This window comes from Rheinheimera sp. A13L, from assembly GCF_000217935.1.
Lineage (GTDB): Bacteria > Pseudomonadota > Gammaproteobacteria > Enterobacterales > Alteromonadaceae > Pararheinheimera.
In genome coordinates this window covers 17,107-36,532 of record NZ_AFHI01000014.1, presented here as the reverse complement: position 1 = coordinate 36,532, position 19,426 = coordinate 17,107, and the positions used below count along the sequence as shown (strand labels likewise).

Genomic DNA, 19,426 nt, shown 5'->3' with positions numbered 1-19,426 from the left:
ACAGGAATTCCTATGATCAAAGCTTATGCAGCATTAAAACCTCACTCGCCTTTATCTGTGATTGAGTTCGATCCGGGCTCTTTAGGGCGACAGGATGTTGAAATTGATGTGGATTATTGTGGTATTTGCCACTCTGATTTATCCATGATCAATAACGAATGGGGCATGTCGTCTTATCCCTTAGTGGCTGGCCACGAAGTTGTTGGCCGTATTGCCGCTGTAGGTGCCGATGTCAGTCATTTAAAAGCCGGGCAGGTGGTAGGGCTGGGCTGGCATTCGGGGTATTGTCAGGTGTGCAGCAGTTGTGGCAGCGGCGATCATAATTTATGTGCTTCGGCCCAAGGCACTATTGTCGGTCGCCACGGTGGTTTTGCTGACAAAGTACGGGCTAATGCAGCCAGTGTGGTGGCTTTGCCTGAAGGTATGGATGCAAAAACTGCTGGCCCTTTGTTTTGTGGTGGTATTACGGTGTTTAACCCTATGCTGCAGTTTGATGTCAAAGCGACCGACAAAGTGGCTGTGATAGGCATAGGTGGTTTAGGCCATATAGCGTTGCAGTTTTTACGGGCTTTTGGTTGTGAAGTCACAGCTTTTACCTCCAGCGAAAGCAAAACCGCCGAAGCCAAAGAATTAGGCGCACATCACTGCATTAATTCCAGAGATGCCGATGACATAGCTGCAGCTGCCGGGCGTTTTGATTTTATTTTAACGACGGTCAATGTAAAACTGGACTGGAATTTGTACCTGTCCACTCTTAAGCCTAAAGGCCGTCTGCATTTTGTTGGAGCCACTTTGGAACCCTTGGATCTGAACGTATTTAGTCTGATTATGGCGCAGCGTTCTGTCTCAGGTTCACCTGTTGGCAGCCCTGCAACCATTAAGAAAATGCTGGATTTTGCCGTGCAACATGACATTAAGCCAGTTGTTGAGACTTTTAAGTTTGATCAAATCAACGAGGCCATAGCGCATTTGGAAAGTGGCAAAGCCCGTTACCGTATAGTGCTGGAGAGATAAATCAGTTTTTGCATCAAGGCTGCCTTCTTAGCAGCCTTTTTATTTGCCTCTGGGCTTTCTCCAGAGTGCATTCCGTAACAAATGCGTTCAAAGGCGGAATTTTAGCGTCAGGTTTTACTGCTGTGACTGGTTGCTTTGGGGCAGTTTAGGTATAACCAGAGTTAAGCACATCATAAAAATAACAATAAAGAGAAAAATATGCGCACTCCATGTTCCCGTCCTGTTGCACTGCTGTTTAGCCTGTTTAGTTTTGTTGTCTGTGCGCAGCCTGTGTTGTTAGAAAATATCACACTGGTGGATGTAAAAAATTTACAGCTCAAGCCGGGTCAGACTGTGGTACTGGATGGAGACAGCATCAGCGCTGTGTATGCAACCGGCAGTAAAAAACGTCCGGCTGACGGTACAGTGCTGGATATGAAAGGTTTGTATCTGTTGCCAGGACTGATCGATGCTCATGTGCATCATGCCACTGAACCAGAAGGCGGCGATAACGCTTCGGCCACACAAAAACGCTTGAGTGCCTTGTTAAGAGGTGGCGTGACTTCAGTTCGGGATATGGGCGGTGATGTACGGGTGCTGACAGGCTTAAAGCGTCAGGCTGAGCTGGATTTAATTCAGTCGCCTGATATTTATTATTCGGTCATTATTGGTGGGCAAGAATTTTTCAGCGATCCCAGAACTGTAGCTTCTGCCAGGGGCAAAACCCCTGGGGATACCGACTGGATGCGTTCGGTGAATGCTCAGACAGACTTTGATGCCTTGATGTTACGTACCTTAGGGACTGGCGCAACAGGTATTAAAATTTATGCCAAAGTACCTGCGGATCTGATGCCAAAACTTTCGGCTGCGGCGAAAAAACATGGCGTAAAAGTATGGGCTCATGCTTATGTTGGGCCTGCTAAACCTGATGATGCAGTGCAAGCCGGGGTAGAAGTGATTTCTCATGCGCCTGATTTAGCCGCTACTGTTATTTCCTCTTACGAAAACTGGCGGCGCAAAGACTTACCTGTGTCCGCAGAGGTTAAAAAGGCGTCTTTTGAGCCTGCCAGTTATCAAAGCTTACTGACACAAATGAAGCAACAGGGCACCATGCTGGATGCCACTTTAACTATTTTTCATCAACTGCAACAACGCAATCTTAACGCTGCCACCATCTACCAGCATGGACTATTATTCACAAAGTTAGCGCATCAGCATGGTATTAAAATTGTTGCAGGCACAGATTTTCTAAGTGATAAAGCAGGGCTGGATTACCCTATGGTGCACCAGGAAATGCAGTTATTGGTTGAACAAGCCGGACTAACGCCACTGCAAGCTATTCAGGCTGCGACTTTACATGGTGCAGAAGCCATAGGTATAGCGGAGCAGGTGGGCAGCATCGAACCAGGGAAAAAAGCGAACTTAATGATCCTGTCGGCGAACCCTGCGGATGCCATCAGCAATAGTCGTCAGATAGCTCATGTGATTAAAAATGGCCGTTTTGTATACAGAGGCGATGATAGTCGCTTGCCGTTCAGCAATGCGCGCGCCGTGAACGGCGTTTTGTATCTGTCCGGGCAGTTGGGCAATTTCCCCGGCACTATGGTGCTCAATGGAACCAGTATCGAAAGCCAGATGCAACAAACAATGCAGAATATTGGTTCTGTGTTACAAGAGCATAAACTCGGTTTTGATGCGGTGTTTAAATGCACTTTAATGCTGGCAGATATTAAAGACTGGCCAGCGGCCAACACTGTCTATCTTCAGTATATGAAAACTCCTTTGCCAGCCAGAAGCGCTTTTGCCTCCAGCGGTCTGGCGCTGGGTGCTAAAGTGGAAGTGGAATGTATGGCGCAGTATTCTTTGTAAGATTCATCAGAAAAGCCGCTTCATGAAGCGGCTTTTTTACATTCAGTGATCAAACTTAACCTTTACGACTGCGAACCAGATACACCAAAGCGATCAGCAGCAGGGCCGTTTGTACCAACACACCCTGAGTATTAGGGTAAAAGCCTAACCAACTGATGGTAGGCAGGTTCAACTGGCTCACAGCTAAAGTACCAGCTTCCTGAAGTGCTGCTATGCCTTTGCCCGCCATCACTATAGCCAGAACCAGCATCAGCAGCGCTGTGCTGCCAAAGAAGGTTTTCAGAGGCAACTTCAGTGCGAATTTAAACATAGCCACAGCTACAATAGCTAACAACACCAGAGCCGAAGCTATACCAGCGATAAAACTTTGCTCTGCCTGTTCGCCGCCCTGTAACCATAAGGCCTGATAAAACAGGATAGTTTCAAAGGCTTCACGGTATACCGCTAAAAACACCACCAGACCTAAACCAAAATAAGCACCGCCTGACACTGCGTTTTGTACTGTGCTCTGAATAAAGTGGCTCCACTCTTTGGCGCTGGTTTTACTGTGCATCCAAAAGCCCATATAAAACAGAATAACGGCTGCAATCAGTGCTGTGTAGCCTTCAGTCAGTTCACGGGACGCACCCGATATATCAATGACATAGCTTGCAATAAACCAGGTGGCAGCCCCTAAAACCAAAGCGCTGATCCAGCCAATATGTACAGTCTGACGCAGCGCTGCTTTGTCGGTTTTTACCGCAACGCTATAAATAGCGGCCACGACTAATAAGGCCTCTAAACCTTCACGTAATAAAATTAATAGTGCGGCTAAAAACACATTCATGCCACTTAATTGAGTGTCTGACAGTTCAGCCTGAGCTTGCTTTAATAGTATTTGGATTTCAGCGATACGAGGTGCAACCGCAGCTTTTTGTTTCGGGTCTTTCAGTAACTGACGTAGCCCCATCATGCTGTGTTCAATTTGGTCGCGAAGTGGGGCGTTGATTGTGCCTAAAGGGTTTTCTACCAGTTCAAAACCATCCAGATAAGCTGATACGGCCTGATCGTAAGCAGCTTGTGGGTTTTGGCTGAATAAATCAGCCGAGAGTTGTAATTTTTGCTGCGCTATCACTAGTGGATTTTTACTTTTGGCCTGGAAAAAACGCTCCGGGTGACTGCGAAACTCACTCATCAGGGCTTCACCAAAGTCAGGGTAAAGCTGAATCACATCTTTAGGTGTCGCGGTTAATAAGTCTTTTACCGCTGAGCTTTCAATCAGTGCATCCGGCACTGTGCTGGTATTCAGCTCTTTACTGGCAATATGACCGACATAAAACGCCAGATCCCAGCGGCTTTGTTCATCTAAAAAAGCAAAAGAAGCCATGCCCGTATCCGCCACACCTAAGCTGATAGTATTAAATAAACCATAAACACTACGGGCCTGATAACGTTCCACTTCATGGAAATTGGTGGGGGCTGGGTCCAGTTGTGCGCCAGCCGGGCCATCACCTTTAGCTGTAGCGCCATGACAAGCCGCGCAATTGGCAGCAAATAAAGCTTCACCTCGTTTGAGATCCGGACTTTGTTTGGGCACTGGAATGGAAGGCATAGCTGAAATGACATTTTGTCGCATAGCTGCAGTTAAGGCCTGAATATCCTGCTCGTCTGCTTTGTCAGCAATCAGCTGTTTTAACTGAGCGGATTGCTGTTGTAAGGCTGTGGGTGCTGTGGTGACTTCTTCGGCAATCAGCGACGAAAACTCCTGCATTTCGGCATATTCAGCGGCGCTTACAATAGTGCCATCCACTACAGCAGCACTGTAATCAGCCCCTATATATTCGATGTATTGGATTAATTTATCTGAAGCAACAGCAGGCAAGGCCAGCAGGCTGACCAAAGAAACAACAACACGAAAGCCCATCATTTATCTACTTAAATCATTTAACAAGAATAGTTCTCATTATAATGCTGGTGGATAGAGTGGCACAGGATCTTCCGTTATACAGTGCAAAGTTTGCGGCAGGAAGCAGCAAGCCGAAGCTTGCTGTCAGAAATAACCGGAAAAAAACAGGGCACTGCATAAGCGCAGGCCCTTAACTCCATCCAGGTAGAAGAAAACTTAGAATTTCACTGAATAACGCAAAGTCCAGTGACGGCCTAACCAGTCGTGTACTGAGCTGGCGTAACCATTAGTGGGCGATGAGGCATAAGGTGGCTCTTTGTCTGTCAGGTTACGGATACTCAGTAAAACGCTCTGATTATCTGTAATGTCATAGCCCAGACTGGCGTTATAAGTCAGCCATGAGTCGACAGTTTCATTGTCAAACTTAAAGTCACCATCACCTAAGGAACTGATGTAATGCGCGCCAATGCTGGCATTCCAGTTCTCTAAGCGCCATTCAGTGCCGGCATCTGCGACAAATTCAGGGCGGGCGATTTCAGCTGCACCACTGAGTTTGCCTAACAAATCTTCAGCCGGACTATCTGCAGTGATTTGACGCTCATAAGATAAAGTGCGGGTACCAGCGACAGTGAACTTAAAATCACCTGCATTGCTGGTGGCCAATTTGTAGTTCAGTTTAAAGTCGACCCCGTCCGTTTCCTGGCTGCCTACGTTAAAGAAGCCTGTGCGTAAGAAGGTTAAGTCGTTACCTGCATCAATCACACAACCAAATTCACCGTTCAGATCGGCCTCGTCATCAACCACAGGTGCAGAACCTGCGATACAGGCGCGTAACGTCGTGTTAGCGTCTACATCAACAATATCTTCATGGCTGTAATGCCAGTAATCGATAGTGAACTGCAAGTCATCGGTCAGGTTCCAGGAAGCGCCAATATTGATGGCTTCTGAACTTTCTGCATCCAGATTTTTATTACCTAAGGTTTCCTGATCAAATTCCAGTTCACCTGTGGTAGTACCAAAATCACCGCAGAGTGCATCAAATGGCTGACCAGAACCACAGTCGATATAGTTGGCTGTTAACGAAGTACCAGCGCCTAATTGTGACAAAGAAGGTGCACGGAAGCCTGTACTCCAGGAGCTGCGTAAGATTAAATCTTCAGTAGCACGGTAACGTAATGACAGCTTCGGATTGACGGCACCACCAAAATCGCTGTAATGGTCGTAACGTAAAGCTGCAATAGCATCCAGTTTCTCAGTCAGCGGGATATTAAACTCGCTGTAAAGTGCATATTGAGTGCGATCTGCTGCTGCATCACTGGCACCTAACGCAAAAATGCCACCGCTTTGCGCCACTTCAGCCGGGTTGTCGGAAATTTCTTCACCACGGAATTCACCACCAAATACTGCGCTGATATCGTCAAACAACATGCCCGAGAAGTTGAAGTCTACGGAATAAACATCTGACTCACCGATACGTGGTGCAATTTCACGTAATCCTGCAATCACAGAGGCTGAGTTGTCTCGGCCGAGGTTAAAAGGGTTGAAGCTACCGTTAGCCAGGGCGTCAGCAACTTTGTCTCTGCCCATATAACCCTGGACATGCGTAATTTCATTGTCTGTTTTGCCGTAGCTTGCTGCCGTTTCCCATGACCAGTCGCCCAGTTCACCACGTAAGCCTGCCAATAATCTGTAGCTTTGGCTGTCATAGTCCTGAATACGGCGCTCTGGAAAACGCGAACGAATCCGGATTTGATTGATTTCGCCATCTTCTGCATCAAGATCTGCGGCCCATTGAGGTACAAAAGCTGAGTTTCCTGCTACACGCACATCAAAAGCTGCGGCTGAATCGTAGGCTGAACCTGTATTTTGTTGCAGCATAGCTTCAGCAAAAAACTCGCGGTCATTGCTAAGGCGATAGATATGATTCAGCGTTGCACCTATTGTTTTACTGTCCGGCTGGATAGCGCGCTCGTTGACATAGTCGTACGAACAACGCGTACCGCCGTTGCTGGTCGCAGTGCCACACCAAGGCTCGGCGTAATCGTTGCCGTCTATGGTGACGCGGGTATTGGACTTAAAAGTGACGTCGATAGGGCGGTCTGAGTTAAACAGTGCGTCCTTATCAAAGTAGTCGATCACCACTGTGGTATTGCTGTTGGCGGTGCTGAAACCACCTGTATAGGTCAGGTTGTATTTACGGAAATCGCTGCTTGCCGTGTCATCACCGTAAGAGGCAGTAAGTTCCTGACCTTCGTAGTCTTTACGCAGAATAAAGTTAATCACACCAGCTATAGCGTCTGAGCCATAGACGGATGAAGCGCCGTCAGTCAGAATTTCAACCCGCTCCAGTGCTGACATTGGAATGGCATTGACGTTGACAAAAGAGTCAAAACCATTGGTGAATGAATCTACTGCGACACGACGGCCGTTCACCAGAACCAGAGTGGAGCTTGAACCTAAACCCCGTAAACTGACACCTGCTGCGCCTGCCGGTGTGCCGTCATTGCCTGCAACACCACCGTTTTCAGTGAAGGTACCAGCGCTTGAGGCTTGAGGTAAATCCCGTAAAAAGGCGCTGACACTATCATAGCCTTTTCTTGCTAAATCATCCCGGCTGAATATTTGCAGCGGGTTGGCGCCTTCCATGTCCACACCTTTAAGACGTGAACCTGTAACTTCAATTTTTTCTATGTTTGCTTCGTTATTTTGCTCTGTTGCTTCAGCCTGTTGTGCATAGCCTTGTGATACGCCAAACAGCGCACACAAGGTTGCTAATCCAATTTTACTGAGCTTCATTTTTTTATGTTGTGACATTTTGCTTCCTCTGGTGTTGATGTTGCCTTTTGGCAATCTGTTTTTTTCGAATAAAAAAAGGGCGTGCCAGAGCAAGAAGCGCAGCAAATAAGGCAGCGACAGCAAAAAACAGACGGATCAAGGCCTGAAAAATACTGTCAGCATGCAAGTAAGTAGGGTGTTAGTGATGGCTGTAAAACAGGGGCCAAACGAACACACTTCTGGCTATGGCAGAAGTTGTTCTAATTATTGAACCACTCGGAAAGGTAATAGGTAGAGCAGTAGTAGCTGTTTGGGTTAGCAGCACAACGTTGCATTTTACTCTCCTATTGATTGAGTGGCTTTTGGATGCCTCAAAATTGTCTGATCCCGTCATTGATGTCAAGCGCTTTTTTTAACCAATCTGTAAGCAACAGTTTTTGCACCTTTAAGGGGCTAAATTTGCGGTTAATATGTTGGACTCTTGTAAATTTTAGGTGATCTTTGCCGCTCATCTGACCAGATTGGCCTTTTTATCTCTTGCTTGCTTGACAGTGTTTTTTTTCAAACGTACATTTCAAACAAGTGTTTTAATTTAGTCAGGGCTATGGTTAATAAAACAACAACTCAGGACAAAATTCTGGATGCCGCTGAGCAGCTTTTTGCTTCTACCGGTTTTGCTGATACCTCACTTCGGCAAATTACCGGTATGGCACAAGTGAATCTGGCGGCTGTAAACTATCATTTTGGTTCAAAGAAAGAGCTGATCCAGTCGGTATTGCAACGCTATTTATCGGTGTTAATGCCACGATTGGATCAGGAGTTCAGCCAGTTACTGGCCTGTCAGAAACAAAATGATTTAACAGCAGTGCTGTCGGTGTTTATCAAACCTTTGCTGGAATTAAATAAAGTTCAGCATCACGGCACCCGCATGTTTCTGCAATTGCTAGGCCGGGGTTATACCGATGTACAGGGCCACTTGCGCTGGTTTTTTAATCATCATTATGGCCGTACTCTGGATAAATTTGTGTTGCTGGTGCAGCAGGCTTGCCCTGATTTACCAGCCAGTGAAATCTTCTGGCGTTTGCATTTTTCCCTCGGCACTGTGGTGTTTACCATGGCATCCAATCAGGCTTTACAGGAGATTGCAGCGGCAGATTTTAATGAAAATGTAGAAATAGAAGGCGTGATCCACAGGCTGATCCCTTATTTAGCCGCTGGTATTGCGTCACCTTTAACTTTATCCGGTCAAACTCACTAATCTTTTTGGAAAGGACCTTTATATGTCAATTTTGATCCTGCTGCTGGTGGTGTTGATTGTTGTGCTCGGTGTAGCTGACATTCGACGTAACCTTATTACCAAACCTGTGTTTGGTATTTTTAAGAAAATTTTACCGCCACTGTCTGACACTGAACGCGAAGCGATGGAAGCGGGCGATGTATGGTGGGATGGTGACTTATTCCAGGGTAAACCAGACTGGAAAAAGCTGCACGCTATTCCAAAAGCACAATTGTCTGCAGAAGAGCAAGCCTTTATGGACAATGAAGTAGACACCTTGCTGAAGATGCTGGATGACTACAAAATTGTGCAGGAACAACGTGATTTACCGCCTGAAGTATGGCAATACATCAAGGACAACGGCTTTTTTGCGATGATTATTCCAAAAAGCTACGGTGGCCGCGAGTTCTCAGCTATTGCTAACTCAACTATTGTGTCCCGCATTGCCACCCGCAGCTTAACTGCTGCAGTGACCGTGATGGTGCCCAACTCTTTAGGGCCGGGTGAGCTTTTAATGCACTACGGTACCCAAGAGCAAAAAGACCGTTGGTTGCCAGGCTTAGCTGCTGGTAAAGAAGTGCCTTGTTTTGCTTTAACAGGCCCGGAAGCTGGTTCTGATGCAGGTGGTATTCCGGATACAGGCGTGATTTGTAAAGGCCAGTTTGAAGGTCAGGAAGTATTAGGTATCCGCCTGAACTGGGATAAGCGTTATATCACGCTGGCACCAGTGGCGACTGTATTAGGTCTCGCCTTTAAGCTGTATGACCCTGAAAACCTGTTAGGCGCAAAAACTGAATTGGGTATCACTTGTGCTTTGATCCCAACCAGCCATGAAGGTGTTGAAATTGGTGACCGTCATTTTCCAATGAATATGGCCTTTATGAATGGTACGACTTACGGTAAAGACGTATTTATTCCTATCGACTGGATCATAGGTGGCCCGGATTACGCAGGCCGCGGCTGGCGTATGCTGGTGGAATGTTTGTCAGCAGGCCGTGGTATTTCCCTGCCTGCTCTGGCGACAGCCACAGGCCATTTAGCCACCCGTATGACAGGTGCTTATTCTTATGTGCGTCAGCAGTTTGGTATGGCCATTGGCAAGTTTGAAGGTGTGCAGGAAAGTTTAGGCCGTATTGGTGCTTATACCTACAGCTTAGAAGCGATGCGGGTGATGACTGCCGGTGCTATCGACTTAAACCTGAGTCCTTCAGTAGTGACGGCTATTGCTAAGTACCATATGACGGAAATGTCCCGTACTTTGTTAAACGACGCTTTTGATATTCACTCAGGCCGCGCTATTCAGGTCGGTCCAAAAAACTATCTGGCGCACGGTTATATGGGTATTCCTATTTCTATCACTGTAGAAGGTGCCAATATCTTAACCCGTAACCTGATGATTTTTGGTCAGGGTGCAACCCGTTGTCACCCCTATGTATTGCAGGAGTTAGAAGCTGCAGCGAATCCAAATGCGGAAGAAGGTTTACAGCAATTCGACAGCCTGCTGATCAAGCATATTGGTTTTGCCTTAGGTAATACTTTTGGTGCCTTGTGGCAGGGTGTAACGCTGGGTTGCTTTAACTCCAGCCCTGTCTCTGGCGAAACAGCTAAATATTACAAACAGTTAAGCCGTATGAGCCGTGCTTTGGCCTTAAGTGCTGATTTTTCCATGCTGATGTTAGGTGGTGATTTAAAACGTAAAGAAATGCTGTCGGCCCGTTTAGGCGACGTGTTAAGCCACTTGTATATCGCCTCTGCTGTACTTAAGTTTTATGAAGACAATGGCCGTCAGGTGGCAGACTTACCTTTTGTACGTTACTCCATCGAACGTAACCTGTTTGAAATTGGCAAAGCTTTTTCAGGTTTCTTCCAGAACTTCCCAAGTGCTGTGGTTGCCCGTTTATTAAAAACTCTGGTATTCCCTTTTGGTATTGGTTACAAAATGCCAGCCGATGCGGTGACTCAGGACATTTCTGATGCGCTGTTAAAACCTGGTGTTATTCGTGACCGTTTAACTCACTTGTGTTTTATTGGTGAAGGCGATGACGACCCAACAGGTTTAATGGAATCTGCCTTTATTGCTGTGCATCAGGCTCAGCCAGTCATGAAGAAGATTTACGCCGCACAAAAACAAGGCACAGTACCACGTAAAATTCCAATGGAGCAGCTGATTGCTAAAGCCTTGGAGATCAATGTGATTACTGCAGATGAAGCTAAGCAACTGGTTCGCATGAACGAATTACGTTTCAGTTCTATCAGTGTCGACAGCTTCAAGCCAGGTGTGTTGTCCAAACACTCTTTATAAGCTGTAGCTTTAGATAAAAAGCCAGTCGTAAATGACTGGCTTTTTTGTATTAAAAAAACGTATCCACCTCTTCCAGCAAGTTATAGTTCTCGTCGACCAACCACAAAGTTCGCCACTTATCAAAAGTTAAGCAAGGATGTGACGTGCTCAGAAGCACTATATCGCCAATCTGTGGTTGAACTGTTTCGTCATAGCGCCAGAACGCATGTTGGTCCATCACTTTGATAGTTTCGCAGTTTTGCAATGATGTTGTAATTAAAGCTCCGTCCCGATACAAAGCTACGGCTTGAGGCAAACCCGCATCAAAAGCCGCGTCTCTTTTGCCAAAACCCAGGACTGCAAGGCCAGGTTCTGGCAGAGACTTTACATAAACCGCCAGTTCCAGCGCATTGTGTAAATCCTCTCCAAGCGAACAAGCAAGACTGCTGCGTGCCAGTACCTGCTTTTGCGCTTGCTGATAAATCCCCTGGTCGTGACTGATGTAACAACCTGGCCTTAACACCAGTTTGACCTGCTCCGGCAAAGCTGCTGCTTTTAGCTCTTCGGCCACTACGTCATACCAGACTGAACCTGCGCCGCTGACGAGTTGCGTGGCATGTTGCAGCAACTGGTGTTTTATAAAGTGGTGCATCAGCTGTGCTGCTTGTCTGACCAAGTGCCGGACCGCCTGTTCAGGTTCAGGCCCTTTAATGACGCCTTCATAAAACTCAATTCCTGCCAGTTGAACTGCAGGTAAGGTGTTGATCTGATGCGCCAAAGCCATCACGTCTTTTTCTGTGCGGCAACCACAACGGCCACCTTGTACACCAAGCTCGATCAGCAGTGCTAAATCCAACTGCAGCGGCTGGAAAAAATCCGACAGCGCTTGTACCTGAGCCGGATGGTCGACACAGACAAAGAGCTCAGTCCCTTGCTGCAGCAGCTTTGCTACTACCGCCATATTGGCTTTACCCACCAATTGATTGGCAAGAATAATATGACTGGCTCCTGCATCGGCAGCAATTTGCGCCTGATAGGCTGTCGCTACTGTTAAGCCCCATGCACCTGCTGCAAGTTGTTGCTGAAATAACCAGGGCGTCATGCTGGTTTTACCATGAGGCGCCAGCAGCACTTGGCTTTGATTAGCAAAGCTTTGCATCCAGTTCAGGTTGTGTTGGATGGCTTGCTGTTTCAGCACTGCAGCAGGCAGACATATATCTTGTTGCAATAGATTTAGCCCGTTTGATTGAGGCAAGGGACTGGCTGATTTATGCTTGATACTTTGGTACTTCATAACATTCACCTGTAAGTTATGTAATTTTTTCACTATAGCATTGCGGGTAAATTACTGTAATAGCGCCATATTGATATTTACTTTCATTTTAATTTGGTACAAAGTAACTTCATTGTTCGGTATTTTGTTACTTTTTGTGGCGTTACATAGTAACTGTTTCGCCAGAACAAAAGCCTCTGAATTAAAGTGGTCGGGATAAAAATATGAGTTATGAAATTGATGTGTTATCGCGGATCTCTGAACGTTTTGTTGAGATGAGTGAGTCGGAGCAGCGGGTGGCACAGTTGATCCTCGACAATGTAAAAGCTGCCACCGAAATGAGTATTGCAAAATTATCTGAGCAGGCTGGTGTCAGCCAGGCCACAGTCACCCGTTTTGCCCGCACTGTGGATTGTAAAGATGTGCGGCAACTCAAAGTGAAGCTGGCGCAGTCTTTAGCTGTAGGGCAACGTTTTGTCGAAGAGACTCCGGATCTGGATGGTATTCAGGGCGTGTACGAAGCTATTAAAAACACCCTGGATTTAAGCCGTAAATTGCTGGTTGAAGCAGACATTAAACTGGCGGTCAGTTATTTACAAAATGCCAGAATGATTTTTTGTATAGGTATGGGTGGTGGCTCGTCCATTGGTTCACAAGAGTTGCAATACCGTTTATTCCGTTTTGGTATGCCGGTCTGCAGTTATCAGGATGGTTTATTAACCCGCATGGTGGCAGCTGCGGTCGAGCCACAGGATGTGATGGTGGCTATTTCACTGACAGGCAACACAGGTGAAATTATTGATTCAGCAGCTATTGCCCGCCAGTACGGCGCCAAGGTGATAGCTATTACCAAACCGGGTTCTGCTTTGGCTAACAACGCCGACATAGTACTGGGCTTGCAGGCTCCTGAAACCGATTTTATCTACAAACCCTCAGCCTCACGTTACGCCATGCTGGCCATTATTGATGTGCTGGCCACTGAAGTGGCCAAGCTGAATAAACGCAAATCACGGGATAAATTACGCCGGGTGAAATTGTCGCTCGACAGTAGCCGTGGTGGCGATGAACGTCAGCCTCTGGGTGATTAACAGTGTGATGAACAGCGGAAGTAACAAAATATGACGATTAAGCGATACGGTATTGACGAAAGCACAGGCACAGGAGGCCAGCGCTTACCTTTTGCCAAAGCGGTTGAAGCGGGTGGCTGGTTGTATGTGTCAGGCCAGACCCCTATGCGTGATGGTGAAGTGGTGGAAGGTGGCATAGTGGAGCAATCAAAACTTGCTATCCAAAACTGCATCGACATTATGCACAGTGCAGGTTATGAGCTGGCTGATGTGGTGCATGTCAAAGTCTATCTGACCGACGCACGTTATTTCAGCAGCTTTAATCAGGTGTTCCGTCAGGTGTTTGCTGACGCGCCACCAGCCAGGGTGTGTGCAGTAACCGACTTAGTGGTCGATTGCAAAGTGGAAGTGGATTTAACCTGCTATCGCAAAGACCGGAGCTAAGATGGACAGCAGATATTTCTTAGCGGGATTTGCGTTATATCTGCTGATCATGATTGGCATCAGTTATCTGGTCTCCCGTCGCCAACAGAGCAGCGAAGATTTTTTACTGGCAGGGCGCAAAGTATCAGGTGGCCTGACCTTTGGGACCACAGTGGCTACCATGATTGGCACAGGCACCAGTATGGGCGCTGTGGGTTTTGCTTATACCCATGGCTGGAGTGGCATGCTGTATGGCATAGGTGGTGCTGTTGGTATTTTATTAACCGCCTGGTGGTTTGCGCCGTTGCGGCAAATGCGTTTTATGACCATGAGCGAAGAGCTGAGTTATTACGTCGGCGCTAATACCTGGGTGAAAAATGGCAGCGCAGTACTGATTTTCCTCGCGTCTTTAGGCTGGTTGGGCGCTCATATTATTGGTGGTGCTTTGTATTTATCCTGGGCCACTGGCATTGATATGTTCTATGCCAAATTATTAATTGCTTTAGCTTTTACCTTCTATGTAATGATAGGTGGCTATAAAGCCGTAGTCTGGACTGACAGCCTGATGGCGATAGTGCTGTTCAGCGGTTTTTTACTGATGAGTTATTTTGCCCTGGAAGCCGTTGGTGGCCTGAACCAGGTTTGGCAAAGTGTGATTACGGCTCAGCAAAAAGGGCAGATGAAACAAATGGAACTGTTACCTGCCATTTCGTTAGCTGCCGTAGTGGCCGTTGGTGTGCTGGCCACACCTTCATTCCGACAGCGTATTTATTCAGGACGCAGTGTACAAAGTGTGCGGCGCTCATTTGTGTTTGCCGGAGTTTTATATCTGCTGTTTGCTGCTTTGCCAGCTTTGATTGGTATTTCAGCCCGAATTCTGGCCCCTGACTTAACCAATCATCAGTTTGCTTTTACCACTGTAGCTGTGATGACCTTGCCTGCAGTCTTTGCCATGCTGGTGCTGCTGGCTGGCTTATCTGCCACTTTATCCTCGGCCAGCTCTGACTCTATTGCCGCAGTCTCTGTATTGATCCGTGATTTATATCAGACGGTCACAGGGCGTATGCCAAAAGCGGAGTCCGCGATTTTATATTCCCGCATCGCTGTGATGATGGTGTCTGTATTGGCCTTGCTGCTGGCGCTGATGTCGAATGATTTAATACGTTATATCACTGGCATGATTGCGACTTTAATGTCTGGCATCTTTGTTATTGCGGTGCTGGGGCGCTTCTGGTTGCGATTGAGCTGGCAAGGCGCTTTAGCCGCTTTGTGTGGTGCTGTGTTTACTTCAATTGTGATTTTAAATCACCCTTACTGGTTGGCGTTTTGGGGCAATCCTTGTTTACCAGCAATGGCCGTGTCTTTAAGCCTGGCTTGTATTGTCAGTCTGCTCAGCAAGCCATCAGCAGTGAGCAGGCAACAAGGCTTGGACAGGATCACCAGACAGCGGGAAGGACTGCCTGAGCTTTCAGGCTCTGAATTTGTGGAAAAAAGCAGTTCTTCTCCATTTTCCCGGCAATCTTAAGTCACCTTAAGTAACAGAGGCTTTATGCGTATTTTTACGGCGTCGCTGGCGACAGAAACCAATACTTTCTCTCCTATGTACACCGACTTAGTGAGTTTTTACCAAAGTTTTTATGCTGCGCCCGGCCAGCATCCTGCAACACCCACCTTATGCAGCGCACCTTTGGTTGCGTGTCGCGAATATGCGCAGCAGCATTCGGCTGTGGAGGTGATTGAAGGAAGCTGCGCCTGGGCTGAACCTGGCGGTTTGTTAAACCGTTTGTCATACGAGCACTTACGCGATGAAATTTTGTCCCAGCTCGAAGCCGCTATGCCAGTGCAATTGGTTATATTGGGTCTGCATGGTGCTATGGTGGCTCAGGGCTATGATGATTGTGAAGGCGACTTGTTAAGCAGAGTGCGCTCAATAGTGGGGCCGGACGCCATTGTTGGTGCAACACTGGACCCCCATAGTCATCTGACTGACTTACGTTTAGCCTCGGCCGACTTGCTGATTGCCTTTAAAGAATTTCCTCATCTGGATTTTATGGCCAGAGCCCGAGAGCTGGTTTACTTAGCTGTAGCCGCAGCCCGGGGCGATATTAAACCTGTAATGAGCTGTTTTGATTGCCGCATGATTGATGTATTGCCCACCAGTCATGAACCTATGAAGTCTTTTATTGAAAAAATTTGCCAGTTGGAACAAGACCAACAGGCCTTGTCTATTTCGGTGATCCACGGTTTTATGGCCGGTGATGTGCCGGATATGGGCTCTAAACTGCTGGTGATCACAAATAACGACGCACAACAGGGCGAGGCTTTGGCACGGCAGTTAGGGTTAGAGCTGTTTTCCTATCGCGGTCAAACCTTACCGCAATTTTATGATATAGCTACAGCTTTGGATCAAGCCGGACAACTGCAGGGTACTTTGGTGCTGGCCGATGTTTGGGATAACCCTGGTGGTGGTGTGGCGGGGGACGGCACTTTAATTTTGCATCAGGTGATCAGACGTCAGATGCAGCAAGTGGCTGTGGGGACTATCTGGGATCCGATGGCAGTCAAACTCTGTTTTGCTGCTGGTGAAGGATCTGACATCGACCTGCGTTTTGGTGGTAAAAGTTGTGCCACAGCAGGAGATCCAATAGATAAAAGGGTCAAAGTGCTGCGATTAAAAGCCGATGCACAACAAGACTTTGCTGACAGTCTGGTGCCTATGGGCGATTGCGCCTTGATAAGCTTTGATGGTATTGAGGTGATCCTCAACAGCAACAGATGCCAGTCTTTTGATCCCAGTTTATTCCGGGCTTTAGGCATTGAACCCAGCCATTACAAAGTGTTGCTGATCAAATCAACCAACCATTTTTATCAGGGTTTTGCCCCTTTGGCGTCGCATATTATTTATGTGGATGCCGGAGCACCTTACCCCAGCGATCCGACACGTAATGCTTATAAAAAACTAAGCCGCCCTATATGGCCTATTGTTGCTTCACCTTTTGATTAGTAGTGCACTGCTGCCGTTGCCTGAAGCAAAGTCGTGATGGCTCTGTGCAGCGCTATTATCATCTCCTGCTGTATAGCTTCTGCTTTATCCAGTTGTAGTTCGATCTTTTGCAGCTTTGCCAAAGAAAGTGGTTGCTGAGCGTCAATACTGGTCGATAAGTCCAAACCCGCCTGACATAAGTCTTCGATCTGCTGAAATAAGGGGCTTGCTGTTATCTCTGGTGCTTTTACAAGACGTTGCGCGGCCAGTTGCCAGTGGCGAAGCTTATCGTGCAGCTGCCTGAGTTGTTCAGGCTTTTTCTGCTGCAGCCACAACACAAGATCCTGCTCAAACTGGCGCATGGTTTTGTGCTCTGCCGGCAAAAAATCCACCAGTTGATTAAGCGGAGCCTGCTGATGGTAAAGCCCTGCCACAGATTTTTCATGCAAACGGTGGTAATAATGGGCAGGCTCCAGAGTTTCAGCCAGCGTCAGCAAATCGGCCAGATGGGATGAGGGTACCAGTTGCTTAAAGCCCTGAATTTGTTGTTGCCGGCTTTTTAAACCGATAAAGTCCTGGGCCCATAGTTGCACCAGTTCCATACGCTGGTAAAAATCCTGCTCATCGTCGCGGCTTTTTGCTGACCACAGCCGCTCAGCGACAGCAAAACCGTTAGGCCATAAGCGAATATCTATAAGTTCTGGCGTGATCAATTCGCCCCATAAAGCGATTTCGCCACCTAAAATCTGTTGTTGCGCCTGGGTACTCAGTGTTCTGCCAAAGTTGAATGGTAAAGATCGCTGCTCTGATTTTGCTAAAGCTTTGCCTGTTAGCTGATAAGGCGCATTGCCTACAACAAATTTACCCTGAACAGTGTTAGTCAGCTGCAGCTGGGCTTTGACTGGTCCCATCCAGCTATCAAACTGAAAGTTTGTTTGGCCCGAGTTTACTTTCACAGCTTGGGCTTCAATCAGCATTTTGTCTGGAAACTGAATAAAAGCACGCTCTGAGCCAGATATGAACTGCAGCAGATACAAAGTACCTGTGACTGGCGAGCCTCTTTTACGTTCAAACTGGAAATTCCAGCCAGACCAGCTTTTTATCTGCTTAGGCTCTGGTGCTAAAACAGCATCAGGCAAGGGGTCATTGCGATAATGGAAAGCTGCGCTTTGTGGCTGATCCAGATAAAAGCCTGTTGATAAAATGGCGGCATGACCTTTTTCGGCGGCTTGAAATAAAGACTCAGTACCACGCCAGGATTGCACCACCACAGAGTCAGGCAGCTCATCATCCAGTACTTCGTCCCAGCCAATCATAGTCTTGCCCAGGCTCTTTACTATGAGCTCAACACGACGATTAAAATAGGCCTGCAAAGCGCCCACATCAGTCAGCTTTTGCTGTTGCATAAAGGCCTGAACCTCTGGGTTTTGTTGCCAGCGATCCGGCAGCACTTCATCGCCCCCTATATGCAGGTAAGGGTCCGGAAATACCTCTGCTACTTCAGAGAGAAGTTGTTGTAAGAAAACATAGACTTGGTCATTGGATGGATCTAACACCGCCGGATGCACACCCCAGTGAATTTCAGCAGCAGTGGGAGCCGGAGCTGTCATTAACTCCGGATAGGCCAGACCCAAAGCCGTGGTATGGCCCGGTACATCTATTTCAGGCACCACTCGTATGCCACGTTCTTTGGCATACAACACCAGTTCACGTAATTCATCCTGAGTGTAATAACCGTCTTTGCCGCCCACTTGCTGCAGCTTTGGGAATACTTTGGATTCAAAGCGCCAGCCCTGATCATCTGTTAAGTGCAAATGCAGCACATTAAGTTTTACCGCCGCCATCAGATCCAACTGACGTTTGATATCAGTCAGAGGTAAAAAACGTCTGGCGGGGTCGAGCAATAAACCCCGCCAGCTAAACCGGGGTTCATCTTCAATGTGCAGGGCGGGCAGCACAGTCTTGTCCGATTGACGTCGAATAAGCTGCTGCAGACTGTGCAGGCCATGTTTTATGCCTGTGGCATGACGGGCACTGAGCTGGATTTGCTTGCTGCTTATCTTCAGTTGGTAGGCTTCCGTTTGCTTTGCCGTAGTTGTTTTCGCCAAATCCAGCCGGATCAACAGCTGCGCTTCGCTGTGAGCTGTGAAATCCAGGTGGGTAGTAATAGCGCTTTGCTGAATAAATCGCTTCACCGCGGTTTTTAATTCCGGTTGCCCAGCGGGGAGTTGCACCTTGAATTGATTAGTAAACACAAACTCACCCTGGTGCAGTTTCAGCTGTTTTGGATAAGGTAATAAAGCCAATGGCTGTGCCCAGACAGGCTGGAGCAGTAAAAACGAAAGGCAGAGGCAATACAAAGTACGCATAAGTGCAAAGGGTTCTTGTTACTTGGTAACATATTAATAAGCAATAAAGAGATGCTTGTCTAGAATTAGATACTATATCGAACTGTTTTTTCATCAAATAATGTTTACTTTTTAAACTTGATGGTACAAAGTAACATTCGAGTTCGGAATTTGTGATAGTGATTTCGACTTCGCAGGGACAAAAAGAACAGCTTTGGTGTGAAAAGACAGTCTGCAGTATCTGTCACCATTG

General features: G+C 47.2%; 12 protein-coding genes. 8 read left to right on the top strand and 4 right to left on the bottom strand.

Annotated features, from left to right (window positions below; genetic code table 11):
- The first annotated feature begins 12 nt into the window (after positions 1–12).
- Together ahr and RHEIN_RS21140 are read left to right on the top strand one after the other, a co-directional pair.
- Complete coding sequence (gene ahr / locus RHEIN_RS09575; RefSeq protein WP_008898774.1) at positions 13–1,014, top strand: NADPH-dependent aldehyde reductase Ahr; 1,002 nt, start codon at positions 13–15, stop codon at positions 1,012–1,014.
- A 198-nt stretch (positions 1,015–1,212) separates the two neighbouring features.
- The gene (locus RHEIN_RS21140; protein WP_008898773.1) at positions 1,213–2,862 is read left to right on the top strand and encodes an amidohydrolase family protein; all 1,650 of its coding nucleotides are present in this window, start codon (positions 1,213–1,215) and stop codon (positions 2,860–2,862) included.
- Between the two features lie 55 nt (positions 2,863–2,917).
- On the opposite strand, the gene RHEIN_RS09565 is transcribed toward RHEIN_RS21140, so the two are convergent.
- Together RHEIN_RS09565 and RHEIN_RS09560 are read right to left on the bottom strand one after the other, a co-directional pair.
- Complete coding sequence (locus RHEIN_RS09565) at positions 2,918–4,768, bottom strand: FTR1 family protein (protein WP_008898772.1); 1,851 nt, start codon at positions 4,766–4,768, stop codon at positions 2,918–2,920.
- 195 nt (positions 4,769–4,963) lie between these two features.
- On the bottom strand, positions 4,964–7,561 hold the full coding sequence (locus RHEIN_RS09560) for a TonB-dependent receptor plug domain-containing protein (RefSeq protein WP_008898771.1): 2,598 nt from the start codon (positions 7,559–7,561) through the stop codon (positions 4,964–4,966).
- A 565-nt stretch (positions 7,562–8,126) separates the two neighbouring features.
- On the opposite strand from RHEIN_RS09560, the gene RHEIN_RS09555 reads away from it, so the two are divergent.
- Together RHEIN_RS09555 and RHEIN_RS09550 are read left to right on the top strand one after the other, a co-directional pair.
- Positions 8,127–8,780, top strand: a complete 654-nt coding sequence (locus RHEIN_RS09555) for a TetR/AcrR family transcriptional regulator (protein WP_008898770.1) — start codon at positions 8,127–8,129, stop codon at positions 8,778–8,780.
- A gap of 22 nt (positions 8,781–8,802) precedes the next feature.
- A complete protein-coding gene (locus tag RHEIN_RS09550) occupies positions 8,803–11,100 on the top strand; it encodes an acyl-CoA dehydrogenase (RefSeq protein ID WP_008898769.1) in 2,298 nt (765 codons plus the stop codon).
- Positions 11,101–11,149: 49 nt separating this feature from the next.
- On the opposite strand, the gene RHEIN_RS09545 is transcribed toward RHEIN_RS09550, so the two are convergent.
- Positions 11,150–12,373: an amino acid deaminase gene (locus tag RHEIN_RS09545; RefSeq protein ID WP_008898768.1), complete on the bottom strand. Its 1,224-nt coding sequence runs from the start codon at positions 12,371–12,373 to the stop codon at positions 11,150–11,152.
- Between the two features lie 203 nt (positions 12,374–12,576).
- Here RHEIN_RS09545 and RHEIN_RS09540 point away from each other — a divergent pair, with 203 nt between their 5' ends.
- The 4 genes from RHEIN_RS09540 to RHEIN_RS09525 are packed head-to-tail and all read left to right on the top strand — an operon-like array spanning position 12,577 to position 16,846.
- On the top strand, positions 12,577–13,440 hold the full coding sequence (locus tag RHEIN_RS09540) for a MurR/RpiR family transcriptional regulator (RefSeq protein WP_008898767.1): 864 nt from the start codon (positions 12,577–12,579) through the stop codon (positions 13,438–13,440).
- Between the two features lie 30 nt (positions 13,441–13,470).
- A complete protein-coding gene (locus tag RHEIN_RS09535) occupies positions 13,471–13,863 on the top strand; it encodes a RidA family protein (protein WP_008898766.1) in 393 nt (130 codons plus the stop codon).
- Position 13,864: 1 nt separating this feature from the next.
- On the top strand, positions 13,865–15,367 hold the full coding sequence (locus RHEIN_RS09530) for a sodium:solute symporter family protein (RefSeq protein ID WP_008898765.1): 1,503 nt from the start codon (positions 13,865–13,867) through the stop codon (positions 15,365–15,367).
- 24 nt (positions 15,368–15,391) lie between these two features.
- Positions 15,392–16,846 carry a M81 family metallopeptidase gene (locus RHEIN_RS09525; RefSeq protein WP_008898764.1) on the top strand — a complete coding sequence of 485 codons (1,455 nt, stop codon included), beginning with the start codon at positions 15,392–15,394 and terminating at the stop codon, positions 16,844–16,846.
- Here RHEIN_RS09525 and RHEIN_RS09520 read toward each other — a convergent pair.
- A complete protein-coding gene (locus RHEIN_RS09520) occupies positions 16,843–19,194 on the bottom strand; it encodes a beta-N-acetylhexosaminidase (RefSeq protein ID WP_008898763.1) in 2,352 nt (783 codons plus the stop codon). The genes RHEIN_RS09525 and RHEIN_RS09520 overlap by 4 nt on opposite strands.
- Positions 19,195–19,426 lie beyond the last annotated feature (232 nt).

Coding starts and splice junctions, on each gene's coding strand:
- RHEIN_RS09555 (WP_008898770.1), top strand. CDS start 8,127: ATGGTTAATAAAACAACAACTCAGGACAAAATTCTGGATGCCGCTGAG.
- ahr (WP_008898774.1), top strand. CDS start 13: ATGATCAAAGCTTATGCAGCATTAAAACCTCACTCGCCTTTATCTGTG.
- RHEIN_RS09535 (WP_008898766.1), top strand. CDS start 13,471: ATGACGATTAAGCGATACGGTATTGACGAAAGCACAGGCACAGGAGGC.
- RHEIN_RS09520 (WP_008898763.1), bottom strand. CDS start 19,194: ATGCGTACTTTGTATTGCCTCTGCCTTTCGTTTTTACTGCTCCAGCCT.
- RHEIN_RS09550 (WP_008898769.1), top strand. CDS start 8,803: ATGTCAATTTTGATCCTGCTGCTGGTGGTGTTGATTGTTGTGCTCGGT.
- RHEIN_RS09565 (WP_008898772.1), bottom strand. CDS start 4,768: ATGATGGGCTTTCGTGTTGTTGTTTCTTTGGTCAGCCTGCTGGCCTTG.
- RHEIN_RS09545 (WP_008898768.1), bottom strand. CDS start 12,373: ATGAAGTACCAAAGTATCAAGCATAAATCAGCCAGTCCCTTGCCTCAA.
- RHEIN_RS09530 (WP_008898765.1), top strand. CDS start 13,865: ATGGACAGCAGATATTTCTTAGCGGGATTTGCGTTATATCTGCTGATC.
- RHEIN_RS09560 (WP_008898771.1), bottom strand. CDS start 7,561: ATGTCACAACATAAAAAAATGAAGCTCAGTAAAATTGGATTAGCAACC.
- RHEIN_RS21140 (WP_008898773.1), top strand. CDS start 1,213: ATGCGCACTCCATGTTCCCGTCCTGTTGCACTGCTGTTTAGCCTGTTT.
- RHEIN_RS09525 (WP_008898764.1), top strand. CDS start 15,392: ATGCGTATTTTTACGGCGTCGCTGGCGACAGAAACCAATACTTTCTCT.
- RHEIN_RS09540 (WP_008898767.1), top strand. CDS start 12,577: ATGAGTTATGAAATTGATGTGTTATCGCGGATCTCTGAACGTTTTGTT.